This is a genomic window from Acetoanaerobium noterae, from assembly GCF_900168025.1.
GTDB lineage: Bacteria > Bacillota > Clostridia > Peptostreptococcales > Filifactoraceae > Acetoanaerobium > Acetoanaerobium noterae.
On the sequence record NZ_FUYN01000002.1, the window covers coordinates 214,862 to 235,588 of the forward strand.

The window sequence follows — 20,727 nt, forward strand, 5'->3', positions numbered from 1 at the left end:
ATTAAAAAAACTATATTAAACAATAAGCATTAATACTAAAAAATCCTAGATTACTTAAAATGCATACATTGATGTAAGCATTGAGTAATCTAGGATTTCTAAATTTTAAAAGCTATTTATAAAAAAACATTATTTCTGACAGGGATTTATTTATTTTAAACTTGCCATGATTTATACTTTGAATTTGTAAACTAAAGCTCTTAGCTCTTCCGCAACGCTTGCCAAGCTATCGCCAGCATTTGCTAGCTCTGCTATAGTTGCGGCTTGTTGCTGAGTAGAGGCTGCGACCTCCTGAGTGCCAGCTGCATTTTCTTCGGAAATAGCAGAAAGATTAGAGACCAAATCTATAATAGAGTTTTTGTTATCAGTCATTTGCATTGATGATTCATTTAAGCTATCTATTATAAGCTTTATGGAGTCTATAGCTTTTGCTATCATTTCGAACTTATCACCAGTTTGATTTACGCTTTTAGACTGCTCATCAAACATTACCCTTACTCCCTGCATAGTAGTAACAGCAGCTTGAGATTTAGAACGTAGCTCTTCTATTACGAGCTTGATATCATTTGTGAAGGAATTTGATTGCTCAGCGAGCTTTCGTATTTCATCAGCTACCACGGCAAAGCCTCGTCCTGCCTCTCCAGCTCTAGCAGCCTCTATAGCTGCGTTTAGAGCTAGAAGATTGGTTTGGTCAGCTATGCTTTGAATCATTTCGCTTGCTTCTTGGATTTTCTGGGCACTTTCATTATTGCTCATTATGATGCTATAAACTGTTTCAGTAGCTTCATTGTTTTGCATGGTCTTGTCTATTAGCTCATGGATTATTACAAAGCCTTCTTCTTTTTGAGCTTCTATACTTTTTGCTGCATCGTTAAGCTGCATAAGCTTACGACTATCTTCATCTAAAAGGTTTCCTAAATCGTCGATATTTTGAGCAGTTATTTCTGTATCTTTAGCTTGGTCGCTAGCTCCTCTAGCTATTTGCTCTATAGTATTTGCTATTTCCTCAGAGGTTGTGGCAGCTTGCTGAGTTTTTGCAGTCATATCATCGGAAGCTGAAGCTACGCTTTGGGCAGATTCAGAGGTTTTTCTGATGAATTCAGCCACATTTTCTTGCATTACTAGGAGAGCTTTACACATTTTTCCTAGCTCGTCTCTTCTAGCTGTAAATTTATTAAGCTGATTATTTTCATTTGACCTAAAATCTAGCTCAGCCTGAGTGTCAAGAGCCGTAGTCAAAGCTATTATAGGCTTTGAAATAGAATTACCTATGTAGTAGCTAAGAGCAGCTATTATAAGCAGAATAAGTGCGACTATCATAGCTACAGATTTTATTGTATCCATTTTGCCGTCTTGTGCAATTTTTTCAACATCAGCTATTGTTTTTCCAGTAAAATATATGCCTATTACTTCTTTATTTTCGCCTAAAATAGGTGAATAATGGGTCATATACTGAACACCTAGAATATCAGCTTCTCCAAAGTAAGATTCGCCCTTTGAAATGGCTTCATACGCTTTGCCATTTGAATCTAGGGTAGTTCCTACAGCGCGCTTTCCAGCCTCATCTTTAACAGTGGTCAAAACTCTTACATATTCATTTCCTTGCTTTTCGAACACTGTAGCAACTATGCTCATGCCATCGGACAATTCATCTATATAATCGTATTTTCCAGCTATAGGAAGTCCACTACTGTCTACGAGATTTCCATTTGAACTTGTCTTTAATTCTCCAAATTGCTCCTTGAGATATATCTCGAGCATAGTGTCTGCAGCAAGAAGCTTTTCTTCAAACTGAGAATTTATTATGTCTTCGGTCACCTTGAAGCTACTTAGCAGGCTCAGCGTAAGAGCTGATACTAAAGAAACAATTACTAACCCTAGCATTATTGCTATTATTCTATTTTTTATACTTTTCAAAATCATCCCCCATTTACTTTTTATTTTTATATATTGTTAAGTAAAAAAAATATCACAAATTCCATTATATTAGTGAATATATGTATTTACAATACTATATTTTTTATTTTATCATTAGTAACATAAGCTTAACATTAATGCTCTGATTGGAGGATGGATATGTACAAAGGAACTGGAGTCTCTAGAGGGCTTGCTATAGCAAGAGCACTGGTTATATCCAATCAAGAAATATCAGTAAAAACCTACGAGGTAGAAGATATAAAATCTGAATCGCAAAGAGTGACCTTGGCTTTTCATAAAGCCAAGCTGGAAATAGAAGAGTTTATAAGCACACTTACAAACGAAGAAGAGAAAAACATAATAAACACTCAGCTTATGATGCTAGAAGACCCAGAGCTTTTGAAGGAAATAGATAATTATATTAAAGAAAACTCTGTAAATGCAGAATCAGCTATAGATAAGATTTTGGATGTGTATATAGCTATGTTTGAGCAGATGCCAGATGAGTACATGAGCCAAAGAGCTGTGGATATAAAGGATATAAAAACTAGAGTTCTGCTTACTATGACTAGGCGAACTAGAATGGATGCAATTGAGCTAGACCACGACTGTATCATAGTGGCTGATGAAATATTGCCATCGTATATGACCCAGCTCGATCAGACAAAAGTAGTTGGTTTTATTTCTAGCAAGGGTGGAGTGAATTCGCATAGCTCTATAATAGCTAGAAGCATGCAAAAGCCTATGATAATAGGGCTTAAGGATGTGGTTACTCAGCTAAAAACCGATGATATGCTAGCGATAGACGGAGCAAAGGGCATGGTTTATGTAAATCCAAATGAAGCCCTGATAACTGACTTTGAAAAGCAGATGGAAGCTATGAGGCTTCAAAGAGAGCTGCTTAGGATGCTACCTGATGTCACGGCAACAAAAGATAGCCACCACATAGGTCTATATGCAAACATAGGAAGCATAGAGGATGCAAAATATGCGGCTGAAAATAAAGCTGAAGGGATAGGGCTTTTTAGGACAGAGTTTATTTATCTAAACCAATCAGAGCTTCCTAGTGAAAACTACCAGTATGAAATTTACAAATCGGTTTTAAAGCTCATGAAAGGTAAGGAGGTAGTAATAAGAACGGTTGATATCGGAGCTGACAAGCAGCTAGATTACATAGATATCCCAAAAGAGGACAATCCTTTTTTAGGATTAAGAGGCATAAGGCTGTGTCTTGCGAACAAGGAAATGTTCAAAACTCATTTAAGAGCGCTTCTAAGAGCGAGTATGCATGGGGAAATGAAAATTATGTATCCTATGATTTCGTCGTTAGAAGAGCTTCAAACTGCAAATTATATTCTCGAAGAATGCATGCTAGAGCTAGATGAAGAGAACATACCATATAAGAGAAACATAAAGGTAGGTATGATGGTGGAAGTTCCATCTGCGGCTATAAATTCAGATATACTTGCAAAGCATACGGATTTTTTCAGTATAGGAACAAATGACCTGATTCAGTACACGGTAGCAGTTGACAGAATGAATGAACAGCTTTTGAATCTATATAGCCCTTATGATCCTGCTGTACTTAGACTGATAAAGCTAACAGCTGAAAATGCTCGCAAAAATAATATACCTGTATCTATATGTGGAGAAGCAGCCTCAGAGGAAGCTCTTCTTCCTCTATTTCTTGCTATGGGAATAAATAGCTTAAGTATGAGCGCAGGAGAAATTCTGCCTCTTAGAAAAAAAGTAGGAGAGTTCCAACTGAAGCTTCTAAAGACCATATCCGAGGAGGTAATGGCGTTAGAAACAGCTGGAGAAATAAAAAATCATCTCAAAAAATACATGAGATAGCTAAGTAAATTAGCTATCATACTCATATAATTTATACTTCTCGATAAGCTCTATGAGCTTATCGGGATAATTTGGGTCTGTGGAGTAGCCACAAGCATAAAGAGCTTTCGCCGCTTCTTGATAAGTGAGGGATTCAACTACAGGTTTATACCTATCAGCAGTTCCAACTAGCAGTCCATGATGAGCCATGGATGCGGCAAGATTATCATAGGCTCTAAAGGCACCTGGTATTTGAACTAATTTTCCGTCGATATACTCGTTCGTTTGAAATACAACCCTCTGATCAGTTTCTCTGATGCTTTTTATTCCAAAATAGTTACTGTAGTCCTTCGAAAGAGTAGATTCCCCCCAATTGCTTTCTAGTATTGCTTGAGCTATGGTTATGCTAGGAAATATTTTGTACTTCTCCTCATTTTCCTCAGCATAGGGAAGCATAGCCTCAATAAAATTCTCTTTTCTTATCGCATCGTCGTGGATACGTTTTTTTTCAGGAAGGCTCGCGATTTCTCTTCCTGCAAATATAATTATCATCATTATAGATATGGTGATTAAGCCTGTAGATGCAAATCTTAAAAAAAGATAAAAGTTTTTAGGAAGTTTTTTCTTTCTTCTTTTTCTTTTTTTCATATAGTTATTCTCCAATAAATTATTTTTTTATTTGCTAGTATATTTAATGCATAATTTAGTACATCGTTGTTTATTATATCAAGGTCTTTGGACTTGATAAGTAATATTCACTACGTTAATTAGCAGACTTCTTTCTTTAATTATACAATTTTTGGTTCGAAAATCATAACTGGGATATAAAAATAAAAGGCAACCTTGCCAAATTATATTAGAAATCTAAAAATAAGGAGAAAGGAGAGTATGACTTAGCCGAGAGGTTAATCATAATAGTAAGCTATGGAAAACAGTGAAGCCTTAAAAGTACTACATCATTTAGAAGACCTATTAAAACAGGACGATAGAAAAGCTATATATGACCTTATGACTCATGATTTTAAATCTAGAGTAGGCATGGACCATTATTTAAGACTTGAAAAATATAGGCTTAATTTGAGTTTACCCCTTTGCCTTGTGCATATATATGAAGCGAGCGATGAAAAAATGATGCTAAGAGTGAAGCAGGAGTCGAAATCTGACCATGAGAGCTTTGCAAATATATTATTTGTGAAGGAAGAGGAAATGTGGAAGCTAAGTGGTGTACTTACTTAAATTCCGCTTCTATAATTCAAAATATTCATAAAAGATTGACTAATTATTCAGAATATCTTTTATATTGGAATATTTTGGGTTACAATTATGGTAACTCGCCGTGATATTCACGGCAATATTTAAATAACAAGGAGGTAGAACATGAAGAGTAAGAAGGTTGGTAAGCTTGGAAAAGCTGTAGCACTTATCGTAGCATTACTTATGGTAGTATCTCTTGCAGTTCCTGCATTTGCACAGGATACCAAGACGGCATCTGGACCTGTAGTTTCTATGACTGAGCCAAAGGAAGTGGTTTTTGAGGCAAGAATGTCAGCAGATACAAAGGTTTCAGATTTAAAATGGTATTTTGGAGACAAGGAGCTGTCAGCTTGGAAGAAATGGAGTATGGAAACTGGTGATTTCACAGCAGGACCATTTATTACATTTACTAAAGAGCCAGTTATTGAGAATGGTTTACTTAAGGCAACTATTAGCTTTGACAGATTATTTGACACTACGGATTTAAGTCAAAGAAGACCATATAACATCAGACTTAAATATCCTGAGTTCATAGGAACCTACGAGCTTAAAGCTGTAAATGAAACAGGACAGCAGCAAGCGAAACTCGATGTTTCCCTAGTTCCTTATGAAAGCTATATGAGCTATGACCAGATGAAAGCGGCTGTAGCTGATATAAAAAATTCTGCTAAAGCAGATAGATTTGTAAATCTAGAAGTTTATGGTACTACTGTTCAGGGAAGACCTATGGATTTAGGTATTATAGCAAAAGATAAAGAAGCTGTAGATGAGTATCTTAATGAAACTACACCTATGATGCTTGAAAACCCTGAAAAAATGATAGCTGATATCAAAGCAAATAAAGCTGATTACAAAACAGTTATCTTTATGAACAATATCCACCCAGACGAGCAGCCTGGAGTAGATGCAGTGGTGAAGCTATTTAACGACTATGCTAAGGAAGATTTCATTGATTATGCAACTACTGACGAAAATGGTAAGAAAGTAAATAAGAGAATAAACGTAGATAAATTACTTGAGGATTTTATACTTGTATTTAGCTTTACTCAAAATCCAGATGGTAGAGTAGCAAATACTCGTACAAATGCTAATAACTTGGATTTAAATAGAGATAATGGCTTCCAAACTCAACCGGAAACTCAGGCTATGGCAGCGCAGATTTCTAAGTACAATCCTCTAATATTCCTAGACTATCACGGATTTGTACAGGAGTTTTTAATTGAGCCTTGCACACCTCCTCATGATCCTAACTATGAGACAGATTTACTTTACTCTACTATGCTAGAGCTTGCTCATATCATGGGTAGAGCAGGAGTTGAAAACTCTAAATACGAAGATTATCTTATCCCTATGATAGACTATGGAACTGGATGGGATGATGCAACTTCAGCCTATACAGCAACTTACGCTATGCATCATGGAGCTCTAGGACATACTATAGAAGTTCCAGAAATGAATGAGGATTCCTTTAAAGCAGCTATCCATACAGGATATGCAGCGGCAGATTATGCAATTAATAACAAAGACATGCTTATGCTAAATAAATTAGAATACTATAAGCGTGGAGTAGAAAAACTAGATTCAAGAGAAGCTGATAAAGCAATCGTTAATGCTCAAAACGAAATAAAAGGTCGTCCAAGAGGAAATAACGAAAGCTTCTTCCCGGATTACTATGTAATTCCTATGGGATTAGATGCTCAGAAAAATGCAGTAGCTGCATTTGATATGGTAGCATATCTTGAAAGAAATGGAGTTAAGGTTCATGAGCTAAAATCAGATGCTGGAGCTTACAAAAAAGGCGACATAGTAATAGATATGGCTCAAGCTAAACGTGGCTATGCAAATCATGTGCTTTATTCTGGAGTAGATGAATCAGAATGGGCTGAGATGTATGCAGAAATAGTAACTAATTTCCCTGCGCAAAGAGGCTTTGATGTGATGGAAGTTAGAGATGCAAATTTATTTACAGGAAAACTAGGAGATGTAACTATTAGTAAAGCTCCATCAAGCAGTATTACAGATGCTAAGTTTTACTTGATTCACAACAATTCACTGGAAACAGTAAAGGCTGTAAACCATGCAATTGAAATGGGACATAAAGTTGTAAGAGCAGATTTAGGACAGGGAAAAGAAGGCTTTGCAGTTGATAAAGCTTGCCTAGAGATGCTAGTTGATAAGCATGCACTTAAATTTGAAGCACTTGATAAAATGCCTGAAGGCAAAGAAATAACTTCAAAAACAGTATATGCACCAGCTATGAGTACAGCTTATTTTGCTCTAGAGGCTATGGGCTTTGATGTAGTAACTGATGCAAGCAAGGCTGATGTTTTAGTTACAGATTCAGGCTCATTAGATCCTGAATTAATCGGAACAAAGCCGATGGTAGCTATCGGTGGCTCTGCTATGGCAGCTATAGGTGAAAGTGGAAAGATAGCAGGCTTAGAAGTTAAAACTACAGATTTCTATCACGAAGGTCTACTAAAATCTACAAATAACGCTTCTAGTATGTATAGCTTAGGTTATGCTTCAGATGATACTATGTACAGCTCTTCTGGAACATGGATAGAAAAATTACCAGCAGGCTTTACAGCATTATCAACTGTTAAAAATACGGGAGATTACTTCGTAGCAGGATGGTGGCCAGGACATGAACAGGTTAAAGGCAAGGTTATGTCAGCAGTAGGAATGGTGAATGGACAAAAAACAGTTCTATATGCTGGAAACCTAACAAATAGACTTCATACTCAATATCTGTATAGATGGATTAGTAATGCAGTTTATGAGCTTCAGTAAAAGCTCATAAAAACGAAAAATTGAATTCTATCTTAAAGTTAAATTAGATAGAATATAATGATTAAATAAGGTATTAGCTAATTATTAAAAAAGAAATTGCTTAAATTTTAAAAAAGCTATTTTCTAAAATAAAAAAAGTAAAAAAATAAAGAGACTATTACGAAAAGAAAATTTAATATAATATGTTGGTTTGTCTATTGCAAATTTAAACATATTATATTCTTCTTTTTAGATAGTCTCTTTTGTATTTTACAATTAAGCTTTTAAATTAAATTTATTAAGCTTTAATTTAAAACAAAGAAATATATGAAATTAATATAAATTAACATAAAATTGGAAATATTTGCAAAAGTTAAAATATATCAATTTATGCAAAAAAAGTTTTATAGACCAGTTAAGAGAGGTATAATTATTATGTAGCTTTAATGACTACTGATGTGGTTAGTGTTTTGTTATGGGTAATTATTATGAGGTGAGCTTTTAATTTATTTAAAATGCCTATGAGTGGTCTTATTGCTATATGTGTGAAATCGTTTTTATTTTAAAGGAGGTAAGACGTATGGAACAAAATAAGAAGAAATTTTCTATGCCTTCAGCCTACACTATTTTATTTGCAATTATTGTAGTTGTAGCCATCTTAACATGGATAGTGCCGGCTGGACAGTACGAAATGACAGAGCTAAACGGCAAAGAAGTACCAGTACCAGGAACATATCAGCAGGTGGAAAGAACGCCTCAAGGTATATTTGACATAATAACGTCTCCAGCAAAAGGTTATCAGGATGCTGTTGACGTTGCATTATTTATTCTAATCATAGGAGGATTCCTAGGAGTAGTAATGAAAACTGGAGCTATCGATGCAGGAATTGCTCAGGTTACAAACAAGCTAAAAGGTAAAGAGAAAATCATGATTCCTATATTGATGGTCCTCTTTGGAGTTGGTGGTACTTCCTATGGTATGGCAGAGGAAACCATAGCCTTTTATCCGCTACTTATACCAGTGTTTGTAGCGGCAGGTTATGATACAGTGACTGCAGTTGCTGTAATACTTCTTGGAGCAGGTGTTGGAGTTTTAGGCTCTACAGTAAACCCTTTTGCTACAGGTATAGCATCTGGATTTGCAGGAGTTTCTCTAGGGCAGGGTATAGTTCTTAGATTATTAATTCTAGTAGTAGGAGAAATAGCGGCTATACTTTATGTTATGAGATATGCAGAAAAAGTAAGAAAAGATCCAACCAAATCTATAACTTATGCTACTAGAGAAGAAGATATAAAGCATTTTGGAGCTCAGCAAGAAGGAGCTTCTTTCCCAGAGCTTACAGGAAAACGTAAACTGATTCTTGGATTATTTGCTCTCACTTTTGCAATTATGATTTACGGAGTTATTCCGTTTGAAGATATGGGAATCACAGCGATTCCTACTCTTTGGTGGTGGTTTACTGAGCTAGCTTCATTATTCTTAATTATGTCTATAATTATAGGGCTAGTAGCTGGACTAAGTGAAAAGGAATTGATTGGAGCTTTTGTAGATGGCTCTAGAGATTTACTAGGAGTTGCTCTTATAGTTGGTCTATCAAGAGGTATCACAGTAGTTATGAACGCAGGGAATATGACTGCTACAGTGCTTAATCTAGGGGAAAGAACTCTTGCTAGCACAGGAAGCGTAGCCTTTACTATATTGACATATTTATTCTATATTCCTATGTCATTCCTTATTCCATCGACTTCAGGACTTGCTACACTTTCTATGCCTATCATGGCTCCTTTAGGAGACTTTGCAGGAGTAGCAAGAGATGTAGTAATAACAGCTTATCAGTCAGCATCTGGTATAGTAAACCTCATTACTCCTACTAGTGCTGTTGTTATGGGTGGTCTTGCTATAGGAAGAGTGCCGTATGATAAGTGGCTGAAATTTGTAGGAAAATTCATGGTTATAATCTTCCTTATAACTGTGGTTGCACTTGCTATAGGAGCACTTGGAATATTGTAATTATAAAAAGCTATTATGATATTAATTGAAATATATGTGGCTATGCGCAGTATGGTCAAACTAAATAAAAAGGGTGTATAATTAAAAGCAGCAGGGATAGCCTTGCTGCTTTTTTAAAGGAGGGAATCGTTATGAATAGTGCATATTGCATGGTACTAGTGATAAATGATATAGCAAAATATGAAACGATATTAAAAAAACTGTTTGATATGGGTATAGGTGCGACCTCGGTAGACAGTATGGGAATGGGAAAATTTCTCTTAGAGTCAGATATTAAGATTCCATTTTTTGGAACCATCCAGCAAATGGTAGAGGGCAACAGACCATATAACAAAACAGTTTTTAGTGTGATAAGAACAAAGAACGTACTAGATGAAGCAGTTGCCATGATAAAAACTGAGCTTCATTTAGAAAGTGAAACAGGCAAAGGCTTTATGTTTGTACTTCCAGTGCTAGATTATCATGGTTTTGAAGAAGAAGGCTCTCTGGTTGAAGATTAGTCCCTATACTCTATAGTAAACTCAGTATTTTTTAATTCAAATGAATCAGCCATTGATTTTGAAAGAATTATTTTCTTATCCTTGGTTATAACTATAGCATCTGAATCAGGCAGAGAGTCGATAAGCTCAAAGCCTTTTTCTATTCCTAAAGCAAAAACAGAAGTCGATAATGCATCTGCCATCATGGAGTTTTTAGAAATTATTGTAACAGCGGCTATTTCATTCTCCACAGGGTAGCCGTCAGCAGTGGATAGAATATGGTGATATTTTTTACCATCCTGCTCGAAATATCTCTCATAGGTTCCAGACGTAACCATAGAAAAATCAGTATCTCTGTAGATACCTAAATAATCTCCGTGCTCAGAGTAAGGGTTCTGAATACCTATACTAAATGGACTGCCGTTTTTATCTCCTCTAGCATAGATATTGCCGCCTAGATTGATAATCGCAGATTTCACCTTATATTTTGCCAAGGTACTATTTATTTCATCAGTTACATAGCCCTTTGCTATAGCGCCTACATCAAGAGCCATACCTTTTTCTGTCAGGTATACAGTTTTTGCATTTTTATCCAAAACTACCTTTTCATATCCAACAAGTGAAAGGGCATTTTTTAATTCATCTTCAGTTGGAACCTTTGCAGCCTCAGTTCCTATACCCCAGAGGTTAGCAAGTGGACCTACAGTGATGTCAAAGCTTCCATGAGATAGCACGCTATACTTGATACCCTCTGATATAACTAAAAAAGTTTCATCTGATACGGAAACAGGAGCGATGCCAGCGTTTTGATTTATTTTAGAAACCTCACTGCTTGAAGTTTTTGAAGTAAGAGCATTTTCAAGGCTCTGAACTCTCATTGTTATCTCTTCGTTTATCTTCTCTATATCCTTTCCTTCATCCAAAATCTTTATATCTAGAACAGAATTGAGAAAGAAATTAGGACCAGTAGATATGAGCTTTTGCTCGGGTTTCATTTGGCATCCTGTTGCTAGTATAGAAAAAACAAATAATAATACAAACAAAAATAATCTTTTTTTCATTGAATCTACCTCGTTTTTTAAGTGATAGAATTATTATACCAAAAAATAATAATATAAAATTTATATTTAATTCTTTATTCTTTGACAATTTTATAATATAATAAAGACATCAAAACTAGAATATAGGGCTTTAGCCTTATATCCATAACAAGAACAGATGAACTATAGCTAGATATGGACGCCTTACGCTATAGGGATGTAGTGGCGTAACCGGCTGAATTATAAATCAGTACGGTTTTTTTTATGCCTAATTAATAAGTTTTATCAAAATCTTTATAATTAAACACTAAAAAACTATAAATTAATTCTTGTTAATTAACTGATTTAAAATCAGCAAGGAGGACAATATGCCCAATAAAAAAATGAGACTAGGAGATATTTTAATAGAGGCTGGAATAATAACTTTTGACCAGCTAGAGGATGCTCTAGTACTTCAAAAACAAAAAAACAAAAAGCTCGGAGAGCTTTTAATAGATGAAAAAATACTTACTGAAGAGCAGATTCTAGGAGTACTTGAATATCAGCTAGGAATTCCATATGTGGATTTAAATAAATATTATATAGACCCAAAAGCACCAAAGATAATAACAGAGTCACTAGCAAAAAAACACAACCTCATACCTATAGGAATGAATAGAGGAAAGCTTATGCTAGCCATGTCAGATCCACTGGATATGATAGCTACAGATGATATCCGTATAACTACTGGGCTTGAGCTGGATTTAGTAATCAGTTCTAAAAATGATATCAAAAAAGCCATAAATATATATTACGACTCTACAGAACTAGCAGAAAGAGCAGTAGAGGAGTTTAAATCTCAGTCAAACATCCAAGAGGTAGAAGATGATGTAGAGGATGAAGACATAGTAAATGCACCTATGGTTAGACTGGTAAACACCATTATAAGTCAAGCAGTGCGTTCAAAAGCAAGTGACATACACATAGAGCCGTTTGAAAAAAACGTAAGAATAAGATACAGAGTAGATGGAGAGCTAAAAGAAGTAATGGCTCCAGCAAAATCTACACACTCAGCTCTAGTTACTAGAATAAAAATCATGGGAAAAATGGACATCTCGGAAAAGCGTATCCCACAGGACGGGAGAGTAGAGACCATAATCGAAAACCATGCAATAGATATGAGAATATCTGTACTACCTACAGTTTATGGAGAAAAAATAGTAATAAGACTTCTAGATAGAAATGCAATCATAGTTGGAAAAGAGGAGCTAGGATTTACAGCTCATAACCTAGAGCTTTTTGACAAGATAATCAAAGCTCCAGAAGGAATTATATTACTTACAGGACCTACAGGAAGCGGTAAAACCACTACCCTTTATACCATATTAAAGGAACTAAACCAAATAAACAAAAACATCATAACAGTGGAAGACCCAGTAGAATATAGACTAAATGGAGTAAATCAAGTACAGGTCAACATAAAAGCAGGACTTACCTTTGCATCAGGTCTTAGATCTATCTTAAGACAGGATCCAGATATAGTAATGGTAGGAGAGATAAGAGATGCGGAGACTGCACAAATAGCTACTAGAGCAGCTATAACAGGGCATCTAGTACTTTCTACTTTGCATACCAATGACACAGCTAGCTCTATATCAAGACTGATAGACATGGGGATAGAAACCTACATGGTATCCTCATCAGTTATGGGAATCATAGCTCAAAGACTAGTAAAAAAAATCTGTACTAAATGTAAGGAATCCTATGAGGCAACAGATGAAGAACTCCATTTTCTAGGAATAAATGAAAAAGTAACTCTTCATAAAGGAAGAGGATGCAATGCTTGCTCGGGTACTGGATACTCAGGAAGAACCGCCATTCACGAAGTGTTAGTAATGGATAGAGAAATAAGAAATCTAATCAATGAAAAGAAGAGCGTAGATGAAATAAAGGATAAAGCTAGAAGCAAGGGACTAAAAACCTTAAACGAATCCTGTAGAGAGCTAGTGCTTTCTGGAATCACCACTATGGAGCAGCTAATCAAAATTACCTATAGTGTCGATATATAGAATACAAAAGTATTCAAGAAATAAACAAATATAGTAGTTAAGATTTATATTGGGTGGGTATTAGTTAATATATTTATATAGAGTTAAGGTTAATGGGTTGTAAAAATTACTAGAGACAAAAAAAGAGGGGATAAATTGTGAATATTTTAGAATTATTGGACAAAGCTATACAGCAGAATGCATCAGACATCCATATTACAGTAGGGCTTCCACCTGTTATGAGAGTAGATGGAGCATTAATAAAGATTTCTGAAAAAATCTGCAGTCCAAAAGACAGTCTAGAAATTGTCAATCAAATGCTAAAAACCAAGCAAAGAGATGAATTAGAAGAAAAAGGGGAAATTGACTTTTCTTTCTCAGAGCAAAGCATAGGTAGATTCAGGGCAAATATATACAAGCAAAGAGGAAGCTATGGAGTAGCACTTAGGGTAGTTCCTATGTATGTGCCTACGATAGATGGTCTTAACCTTCCGCCTATACTAAAGGATTTATCCATGAAGCAAAGAGGATTAATCCTAGTTACTGGACCTACAGGAAGTGGTAAATCAACTACATTAGCAGCTATGATAAACCACATGAACCAAAATAGAAATTCTCATGTAATAACTATAGAAGATCCGATAGAGTACCTTCATAAGCATAACAAATGCATGATAAATCAAAGAGAAATAGGAAATGATACAAGAACATTTTCAAATGCACTAAGAGCAGCTCTAAGACAAGACCCAGATGTAATCCTAGTAGGTGAGATGAGAGACCTAGAGACCATATCTACAGCTATAACTGCTGCAGAAACAGGTCACTTGGTATTATCGACTCTACATACAGTAGGAGCAACAAAAACCACTGACCGTATCATCGACGTATTTCCACCATATCAGCAACAGCAGATACGTACTCAGCTAGCATCAGTATTAGAAGGAATCATATCTCAGCAGATTATTCCTAGAGCAGACGGACATGGAAGGGTAGCGGCATTTGAACTACTCATAGCTACGCCAGCTGTTAGAAACTTAATCAGAGAGGGTAAAACCCATCAGCTTATGACATCTCTAGAAACTGGTTCGAAATTTGGAATGAACACCATGGACGCAGCCCTTATCAAGCTATATAGAGATGGTGTAATAGACAATGAAAACCTTAGAAAATACGCAGTTGATATAGATATGATAAACAAGCAGGTAGGCTACTACTAAGGGGGGAAGTATATTGGTTGCTGTCTATAAATACAAAGCCATAGATAACACAGGACGACCTATAGAGGCAGAATTTCATGCAAATACCAAAGATGAAGTATTGTCTATGCTTAGAGAAAAAGGCTATACACCTGTAAAAATAGAACTTCAGGAGCAAAAGTCAAAAGACGTAGGTGATATAGGGCTATTCCAAAAGAAAGTGAAAATCAAGGATATCTCTGTGTTTTGTAAACAGCTCTACACTATGCTAAACGCAGGTATGCCACTTTCAAATGCACTTGATGTACTTGCAGACCAGACTGAAAATAAAGTTCTAAGACTTACGACCAAAGATGTCTACTCTCAGGTACAAACAGGAGCAGTACTATCTCAGGCTATGAAAAAGCACAAAAAAATCTTTCCGAATCTTCTCATAACTATGGTGGAAGCAGGAGAGATGACAGGTAATCTAGATAACGTGCTTGCAAAAATGTCAGAGCACTATGAAAAAGAAAACAAAATAAACTCAAAGATAAAAGGTGCTATGGTATACCCAGCTGTGCTGAGCGTGGCAGCTGTAGCAGTAGTAATATTTCTACTTACTTTCATCATGCCGACATTTACAGGGATGTTTACATCCTCAGGGGTAGAGCTACCGCTTCCTACTAGGATACTTATGGGCATCAGTGATGCTATAAAGAACTATTGGTATATATTTATAGCAGTCATAGGAACCATAATATTTTCTATAAATAGATATGGAAAAACAGAAACAGGAAAAAGACAGTTTGATAATCTCAAGCTTAGAATTCCTGTAGTAGGATCCTCAGTTACTAAGATAGCAACATCTAGATTTACTAGGACATTATCAACTCTTATGGCTAGTGGGATTCCGATAGTACCAGCTATGGAAGCTGCGGCAAATGTAACAAATAACCAGATAGTAATAGATGGTATGAAAAAAGTAGTAGAAGATGTAAAAAAAGGTCTAAGTATCAGCTATCTTCTAAAGACCATGCACTTCTTCCCACCTATGGTTATATCCATGGTAGGAATAGGAGAAGAATCAGGTTCCCTAGAAGATATGCTTTCAAAAACTGCGGATTACTATGATGAAGAACTAGATGCTTCGATTCAAAGAATGTTAGCTTTATTAGAACCAGCCCTAATCATAGTTATGGGAGGAATAGTTGGTTTTATCGTTATTTCCATGATGCTGCCTATATTTGATTTATCATCTACAGTGCAGTAAATAGGAAGTAGCGTTAGAATATATTGCAATATTATACTTATATTTTAAAGGAGGAAGATTTACATGATGGAAAAAATGAGAAACAAAAAGAAAAAAGGATTTACACTTGTTGAACTTGTTGTTGTAATCGTTATTATTGGTATTTTGGCAGCGATAGCAATACCAAGGCTAAGTGGATTCACTGGCAGAGCTAATGCGTCTAAGGCTGAAGCAGATGCAAGAACTATAATAACAGCTGCATCTACCATTTATGCAGATAATAATGTTGCTAGTACACCGACTGAAACTCAAATCGAAGCGCTAACAGGTAATTTGGATGGCACATTAGGCACAGTAACAATAGCCGCTAATGGAGGAGTTTCTTTTACTTATACAATAGGTGGCAGAACTGCTACAGTTGTAAATAGTGAAATTACTGGAATTACTGGGTCTTAATGGACTACATCTAATTAAAAATAGGACAATATTTGTGATGTTTCTAAGAGGTGATAATTTTATAATGCCTCTTAGAAATAATCATTAATAGGTAATTTTACTAAAATAGTAATAAGGTGAAAAATGCGAGTATATAAAGAGTTTTTTTATAAAATAGTTAGAGTTAGACAAGATTTAAAAAGCTTGAAATCATTAGGAGATTTTACAGAATATTTATCATCATCTTTTTTTACCAAAATTTCATTGTGTATATTATTAGCATGGGTTATTTCGCCAATATGGATAATTATAAATAGCTCTTTATTAAGTAATAAATTTAAAAATTTAAGCTCTTTTATGAAACGAGTAGAAATTGATATTATATGGTATGTATTTTTGCAACAATTAGGATATATTGCATTTATAATTTTTATTTTTGTTATAATTAAAAATTATAATGATTTGAAGATCCATAAGTTTAATTATAAAAATCTCATTAAAATTAACCAAGTAGAAATATTACTAATATTTATGCTTGTATGGTCAATAATTTCAACACTTGTATCTAGTGACATGAATCTTTCTTTTACTGGGACATCGTATAGACACGATGGACTAAACACTTATATTACTTATGCTGGTTTTTTTACTTGTGGGTACTATATAAATACGAAATCAAGTATAAAGAAAATTATTAGTATATTTGTTTTATCATCTACAATTGTAGCTGGATTAGTACTTCTAGATATAAACTATTTAAATAATATTTTTAGTTTCAACACGAATAGTGCAATTTTTTACAATATTAATCATTATGGCTATTATTTATGCATGGCTGTAATAAGTTCTGTATTTCTGGTTCTAACAAATAAATCAAATAAAAAAAATAAGCATAAATATCTTTTATGCTATGTCCTATTGGTAGCTGTATTAGTAAAAAATAACTCATTTGGACCTTATTTAGCAACTTTAGTTGGTTTATCTGTACAGTTAGTCATTATTTACTATAATTTTAGAGATTATTTTAAAGATATGTCACTTATTTTTATACTATTTTTAGTTATATCTTTAGTTATAAATATGTTCTCCAGTTTTCTAATAGTAGAGGTATTAAAGCTTTTTGGAGATGTTCAAGAGATAGTAACAAATGATAATTTATCAGAGCAAGCTGGTTCTGGTAGATGGATTCTTTGGAAAAATGGAATAAAATATATGCTTGAAAAACCTATTTTTGGATATGGGCCTGATAATCTTGGTTATAGATATGCTATGGATAAAATACAGCAAGATAGACCTCATAACGAGTTTATTCAAATAGCAGCTAGCTTAGGAATTCCAGCTTTATTTTTTTATATAACTGCATTATACAAACATTTTAGACTAGTTACTAAAAATATAAAACATTTTGATATAGAATTAATATCTTTGAATTTAGTAGTGGCAACATATCTATTTTCATCTTTTTTTGGGAATACAATGTTTTACACTTCACCCTACTATTTTATTTTTTTAGGAATGGCCGTTAGCAATACTAAGTTAGTTATTAACTGTTTTAGGTAGGTACAGACTTTAAAAGAATATTAACATTCTTTTTTCGTATATCTTTATGAAATTATAATGTAAACTATTGTAATTTTTAATTAGAGCTTATGTTTATATATTTTTTATCAATTTATAAATTCATTATGCAATGGCATCAATAAATTTGATGCAAAATATATAAATGTAATTAGTTTTGTTTTATATTTGAATTTTATTATGTTTTGTAGAAAGAAGGGAATGTTATGAAAAAACTTAACCTAAAAAAACGTAAAGGTGGAGCATTAGTATTTACACTACTTGTAATGCTCATTATGACGATACTAGGTACTACTCTTCTTCAAATAAGTTTAGCAGAAAATAAAATGGCAATAAGAGATAAAAATAGAATCGAGGCATATTATCTTGCTAGAGCTGGAGTAGAAACAACAGCTGCTTATCTAATAGATAATGCTACACCAGAGGCAGATATAAATCAAATAGTTGACAAAAAATCTGATGAGATTTCTTACGGAAAAGGTACTTTTAATGTAGAATTAATAAAAGACCCAACTGCAGGTAGCCATTCCATTATCGTAAAAGGCACAGGAACTGTAAATGGAGTATCCGAAAATGCGACTTTAGAAGTGAATATCCAGGGAGTTCCTGGAGGTCCAGCGTTTGAATATGGATTATTTGCTATGGGAAATATCTATTTAAGTGGTAGTGCCAATATTGCTGGAGATACTGGGTCAAATGGGAGCATAGGCCAAAGTAATGGACAGAATAGATTTAATGGAGATACTGATTCTAATTTAAATAAACAGTATCCGCCACCTGTATTCCCTACAGATCCAGATACTGCTTCAAATCAATCTTATGGGAATAATTCTAATGTAAGCTATAATATGAGTGTTAATAAAATTAGAACATATAATGAATTATCTGCAGGACAGAATACTGAATTAACAATAAATACAGGTTCGAACAATCCAGCAAAACCTGCTGTTCTAGTGGTAGGAACATTAAATTTTCCTAAATCAGAGATTATTGTTAATGGAACGAATCCTTTATATATTTATGTAAAGAAAGAAGCTACATTAAGTGTCGTAAATTCTCCAGGGTCTTCCAATAAACTCTTCTTATTCATGGCTGATGGAGCATCGCTTCAATTTGGGCAAGGAAATAATTCTTTTGAGGGATTTATATATGGACCTGGAGCGACACTCAATATTAATGGGGGAGAAAATATTTCTGGAGGAGTAATTATTAAAACATTCTCAGTGAATGGAAATTTTCAATTAACTGATGAAACTTCATCAGTCGGAGGAATCGACCTTGGAGATTTGCCTGTACAAATCTACAAAACAGTGAATTGGCTAGATTAAAATTATAATTATAATGTATAGTAATAATTTTTAATGAGTCATAAAATTTGGAGCGATGTATATGAAAATTAGTAAAAGAAAAAAAAATAATAAAGGAATGACCCTTATAGAAATTATTATTGCAATGGCAATTCTAGCAATAATAGGAGTAACATTTTTGAATGTGTTTGGCTCAGGATATATTGGAATTGTATCAGGAGGGAAACACACTAAAACTGCATACAAGGCTCAGCAACTAGTTGAGAAAGAAATAATTGATAATCCTGTAGTAACACAAAAGAATAGTCCAACAATAACTTTTCCTGGAACTACAAGAACAATTCAAAGATTGGGAAGAGAGATAGTAATCACAGAAAATTATAATGGAGATACTAAATACAAGACAGAAATAACAACATTTATTGCAATTCCAAACCCATAGGTGGTGATGACATGATTGATAACAAAAATAAATCTGGATTTACTTTGATGGAACTAGTTATAGTAATAGCGATTCTAGGAGTAGTATTATCGATAGCATCATCTTATTTTTCTTTTGGAACTAAGATATTTTCAAAAGGCGGCAATAGAGCAGATGTCCAAGCCAGTGCGAGACTCGCTTCCATACAGATAAGTGAAGAACTAAGAACCGCGAAAACTGCTGAATTATTAACAACAAAACCATCACTGCCTATAAGTTCGGGAGATAAATTTAATTATATATATATTGATGGAAATAAAATTATGTATAGAGATTCTAATAATGTTATAAGAGAGCTATTTCATTCTGATGATGTCTATGATTTAAGTTTGATTTTTTCAAAAGAAGGAAGAACTGGGGTCAATTTTACAATAGACATGAAAGTCAAAGAAAATCAATATCAAATTGATTCAGGAGTTGAAGCCCTTAACATTATTTCTACTGATCAGATAAAGCCAGACATAGCTACAGGAACATATGTAGCTATAAGATACTCAAATCCAATAGCCGATGCTAAAGAGATAGTTAGACTGGATAGTTTATTATTAGATTTATACGATGTAAATAAATTTTTAGGTGATCCTAACAATATGGTTTTAAAAGAGCCAACATCAGCTCCTAATCAAATTACTCTCCCAACAAAAGGGCTTAATGGTTCAACTATAACTTGGTCAAACTCGCCAGGGAATATTGACAGTACGGGTAAAGTATATAGGCCAGGTTTTCTTGATAACGATGTTATTGTAAATTTAACTCCAACAGTTAAGTTTGGAGTTGAATCAGCTACTTTAACTCCATTTAAAGTGAAAGTTGAAAAGTTAAAAGAATTGAATTTTGATATTAATGAGCCAATATACCCAAGTGCAATGTATGTGAACTTTAATCAACCATTTAGTCATCAGATACTTGTAACAGGAGGTAACCCAGGATACAAGTTCACAACTTCATCACAGCTACCTGTAGGAGTAACGCTAACAGAAGACGGGCTACTTAGTGGGACAATTCCATATACTAGCTCAGAACTAAATATACAAGAAGAATATGATATTATTGTGACAGTAAAGGACAGCCATATTGAGATAGGTGGAGTTTTAGCTCCAAATGAAAAAACAGAAACATATAAATTGGTAGTTAATTAATTTTTTCAAGTTAATGTAGCTATATTC

16 protein-coding genes are annotated in these 20,727 nt (G+C 34.3%); 13 read left to right on the top strand and 3 right to left on the bottom strand.

The annotated features are described in order from the left end of the window. Positions 1 to 171: 171 nt before the first annotated feature. Positions 172 to 1,917, bottom strand: a complete 1,746-nt coding sequence (locus B5X47_RS04660; RefSeq protein ID WP_159446399.1) for a methyl-accepting chemotaxis protein — start codon at positions 1,915 to 1,917, stop codon at positions 172 to 174. 159 nt (positions 1,918 to 2,076) lie between these two features. Between B5X47_RS04660 and ptsP the strand changes: the two genes are divergently transcribed. Next, the gene (gene ptsP / locus B5X47_RS04665) at positions 2,077 to 3,771 is read left to right on the top strand and encodes a phosphoenolpyruvate--protein phosphotransferase (protein ID WP_159446400.1); all 1,695 of its coding nucleotides are present in this window, start codon (positions 2,077 to 2,079) and stop codon (positions 3,769 to 3,771) included. A gap of 9 nt (positions 3,772 to 3,780) precedes the next feature. Here the strand turns inward: ptsP and B5X47_RS04670 are convergent, their stop codons facing one another. Continuing rightward, the gene (locus tag B5X47_RS04670; protein WP_079589043.1) at positions 3,781 to 4,398 is read right to left on the bottom strand and encodes a glycoside hydrolase family 73 protein; all 618 of its coding nucleotides are present in this window, start codon (positions 4,396 to 4,398) and stop codon (positions 3,781 to 3,783) included. A 276-nt stretch (positions 4,399 to 4,674) separates the two neighbouring features. Between B5X47_RS04670 and B5X47_RS04675 the strand changes: the two genes are divergently transcribed. From B5X47_RS04675 to B5X47_RS04690, 4 genes are all read left to right on the top strand, one after another. Further along, complete coding sequence (locus B5X47_RS04675; RefSeq protein WP_079589044.1) at positions 4,675 to 4,986, top strand: hypothetical protein; 312 nt, start codon at positions 4,675 to 4,677, stop codon at positions 4,984 to 4,986. A gap of 141 nt (positions 4,987 to 5,127) precedes the next feature. Next, the gene (locus B5X47_RS04680) at positions 5,128 to 7,797 is read left to right on the top strand and encodes a M14 family metallopeptidase (RefSeq protein ID WP_079589045.1); all 2,670 of its coding nucleotides are present in this window, start codon (positions 5,128 to 5,130) and stop codon (positions 7,795 to 7,797) included. A 559-nt stretch (positions 7,798 to 8,356) separates the two neighbouring features. Continuing rightward, positions 8,357 to 9,787, top strand: a complete 1,431-nt coding sequence (locus B5X47_RS04685; RefSeq protein WP_079589046.1) for a YfcC family protein — start codon at positions 8,357 to 8,359, stop codon at positions 9,785 to 9,787. A 131-nt stretch (positions 9,788 to 9,918) separates the two neighbouring features. Then, a complete protein-coding gene (locus B5X47_RS04690; RefSeq protein WP_079589047.1) occupies positions 9,919 to 10,287 on the top strand; it encodes a hypothetical protein in 369 nt (122 codons plus the stop codon). On the opposite strand, the gene B5X47_RS04695 is transcribed toward B5X47_RS04690, so the two are convergent. Then, entirely contained in the window at positions 10,284 to 11,327 is a 1,044-nt protein-coding gene (locus B5X47_RS04695; protein WP_079589048.1) for an FAD:protein FMN transferase, read from the bottom strand. The two genes, B5X47_RS04690 and B5X47_RS04695, sit on opposite strands and share 4 nt — an antisense overlap. Positions 11,328 to 11,674: 347 nt before the next feature. Between B5X47_RS04695 and B5X47_RS04700 the strand changes: the two genes are divergently transcribed. The 8 genes from B5X47_RS04700 (at position 11,675) to B5X47_RS04735 (ending at position 20,700) form a co-directional block, all read left to right on the top strand. Continuing rightward, positions 11,675 to 13,354, top strand: coding sequence for a GspE/PulE family protein (locus tag B5X47_RS04700; RefSeq protein WP_079589049.1), 1,680 nt, complete (start codon positions 11,675 to 11,677; stop codon positions 13,352 to 13,354). 137 nt (positions 13,355 to 13,491) lie between these two features. Next, a complete protein-coding gene (locus tag B5X47_RS04705; RefSeq protein WP_079589050.1) occupies positions 13,492 to 14,550 on the top strand; it encodes a type IV pilus twitching motility protein PilT in 1,059 nt (352 codons plus the stop codon). Positions 14,551 to 14,563: 13 nt separating this feature from the next. Then, positions 14,564 to 15,781 (top strand): type II secretion system F family protein, encoded by a 1,218-nt coding sequence (locus B5X47_RS04710; RefSeq protein ID WP_079589051.1) that lies wholly within the window; start codon positions 14,564 to 14,566, stop codon positions 15,779 to 15,781. Positions 15,782 to 15,844: 63 nt separating this feature from the next. Then, complete coding sequence (locus B5X47_RS14015; RefSeq protein WP_079589052.1) at positions 15,845 to 16,216, top strand: prepilin-type N-terminal cleavage/methylation domain-containing protein; 372 nt, start codon at positions 15,845 to 15,847, stop codon at positions 16,214 to 16,216. A 123-nt stretch (positions 16,217 to 16,339) separates the two neighbouring features. Beyond that, positions 16,340 to 17,755: an O-antigen ligase family protein gene (locus B5X47_RS04720; RefSeq protein WP_079589053.1), complete on the top strand. Its 1,416-nt coding sequence runs from the start codon at positions 16,340 to 16,342 to the stop codon at positions 17,753 to 17,755. 224 nt (positions 17,756 to 17,979) lie between these two features. Next, positions 17,980 to 19,101 (top strand): pilus assembly PilX N-terminal domain-containing protein, encoded by a 1,122-nt coding sequence (locus B5X47_RS04725; protein WP_079589054.1) that lies wholly within the window; start codon positions 17,980 to 17,982, stop codon positions 19,099 to 19,101. Positions 19,102 to 19,162: 61 nt separating this feature from the next. Further along, the gene (locus B5X47_RS04730; RefSeq protein ID WP_159446401.1) at positions 19,163 to 19,522 is read left to right on the top strand and encodes a prepilin-type N-terminal cleavage/methylation domain-containing protein; all 360 of its coding nucleotides are present in this window, start codon (positions 19,163 to 19,165) and stop codon (positions 19,520 to 19,522) included. A gap of 11 nt (positions 19,523 to 19,533) precedes the next feature. Then, positions 19,534 to 20,700 (top strand): immunoglobulin-like domain-containing protein, encoded by a 1,167-nt coding sequence (locus B5X47_RS04735; protein WP_079589056.1) that lies wholly within the window; start codon positions 19,534 to 19,536, stop codon positions 20,698 to 20,700. The last annotated feature ends 27 nt before the right edge of the window (positions 20,701 to 20,727 follow it).

Coding starts and splice junctions, on each gene's coding strand:
- ptsP (WP_159446400.1), top strand. CDS start 2,077: ATGTACAAAGGAACTGGAGTCTCTAGAGGGCTTGCTATAGCAAGAGCA.
- B5X47_RS04670 (WP_079589043.1), bottom strand. CDS start 4,398: ATGAAAAAAAGAAAAAGAAGAAAGAAAAAACTTCCTAAAAACTTTTAT.
- B5X47_RS04675 (WP_079589044.1), top strand. CDS start 4,675: ATGGAAAACAGTGAAGCCTTAAAAGTACTACATCATTTAGAAGACCTA.
- B5X47_RS04680 (WP_079589045.1), top strand. CDS start 5,128: ATGAAGAGTAAGAAGGTTGGTAAGCTTGGAAAAGCTGTAGCACTTATC.
- B5X47_RS04685 (WP_079589046.1), top strand. CDS start 8,357: ATGGAACAAAATAAGAAGAAATTTTCTATGCCTTCAGCCTACACTATT.
- B5X47_RS04690 (WP_079589047.1), top strand. CDS start 9,919: ATGAATAGTGCATATTGCATGGTACTAGTGATAAATGATATAGCAAAA.
- B5X47_RS04695 (WP_079589048.1), bottom strand. CDS start 11,327: ATGAAAAAAAGATTATTTTTGTTTGTATTATTATTTGTTTTTTCTATA.
- B5X47_RS04700 (WP_079589049.1), top strand. CDS start 11,675: ATGCCCAATAAAAAAATGAGACTAGGAGATATTTTAATAGAGGCTGGA.
- B5X47_RS14015 (WP_079589052.1), top strand. CDS start 15,845: ATGATGGAAAAAATGAGAAACAAAAAGAAAAAAGGATTTACACTTGTT.
- B5X47_RS04720 (WP_079589053.1), top strand. CDS start 16,340: ATGCGAGTATATAAAGAGTTTTTTTATAAAATAGTTAGAGTTAGACAA.
- B5X47_RS04725 (WP_079589054.1), top strand. CDS start 17,980: ATGAAAAAACTTAACCTAAAAAAACGTAAAGGTGGAGCATTAGTATTT.
- B5X47_RS04730 (WP_159446401.1), top strand. CDS start 19,163: ATGAAAATTAGTAAAAGAAAAAAAAATAATAAAGGAATGACCCTTATA.
- B5X47_RS04735 (WP_079589056.1), top strand. CDS start 19,534: ATGATTGATAACAAAAATAAATCTGGATTTACTTTGATGGAACTAGTT.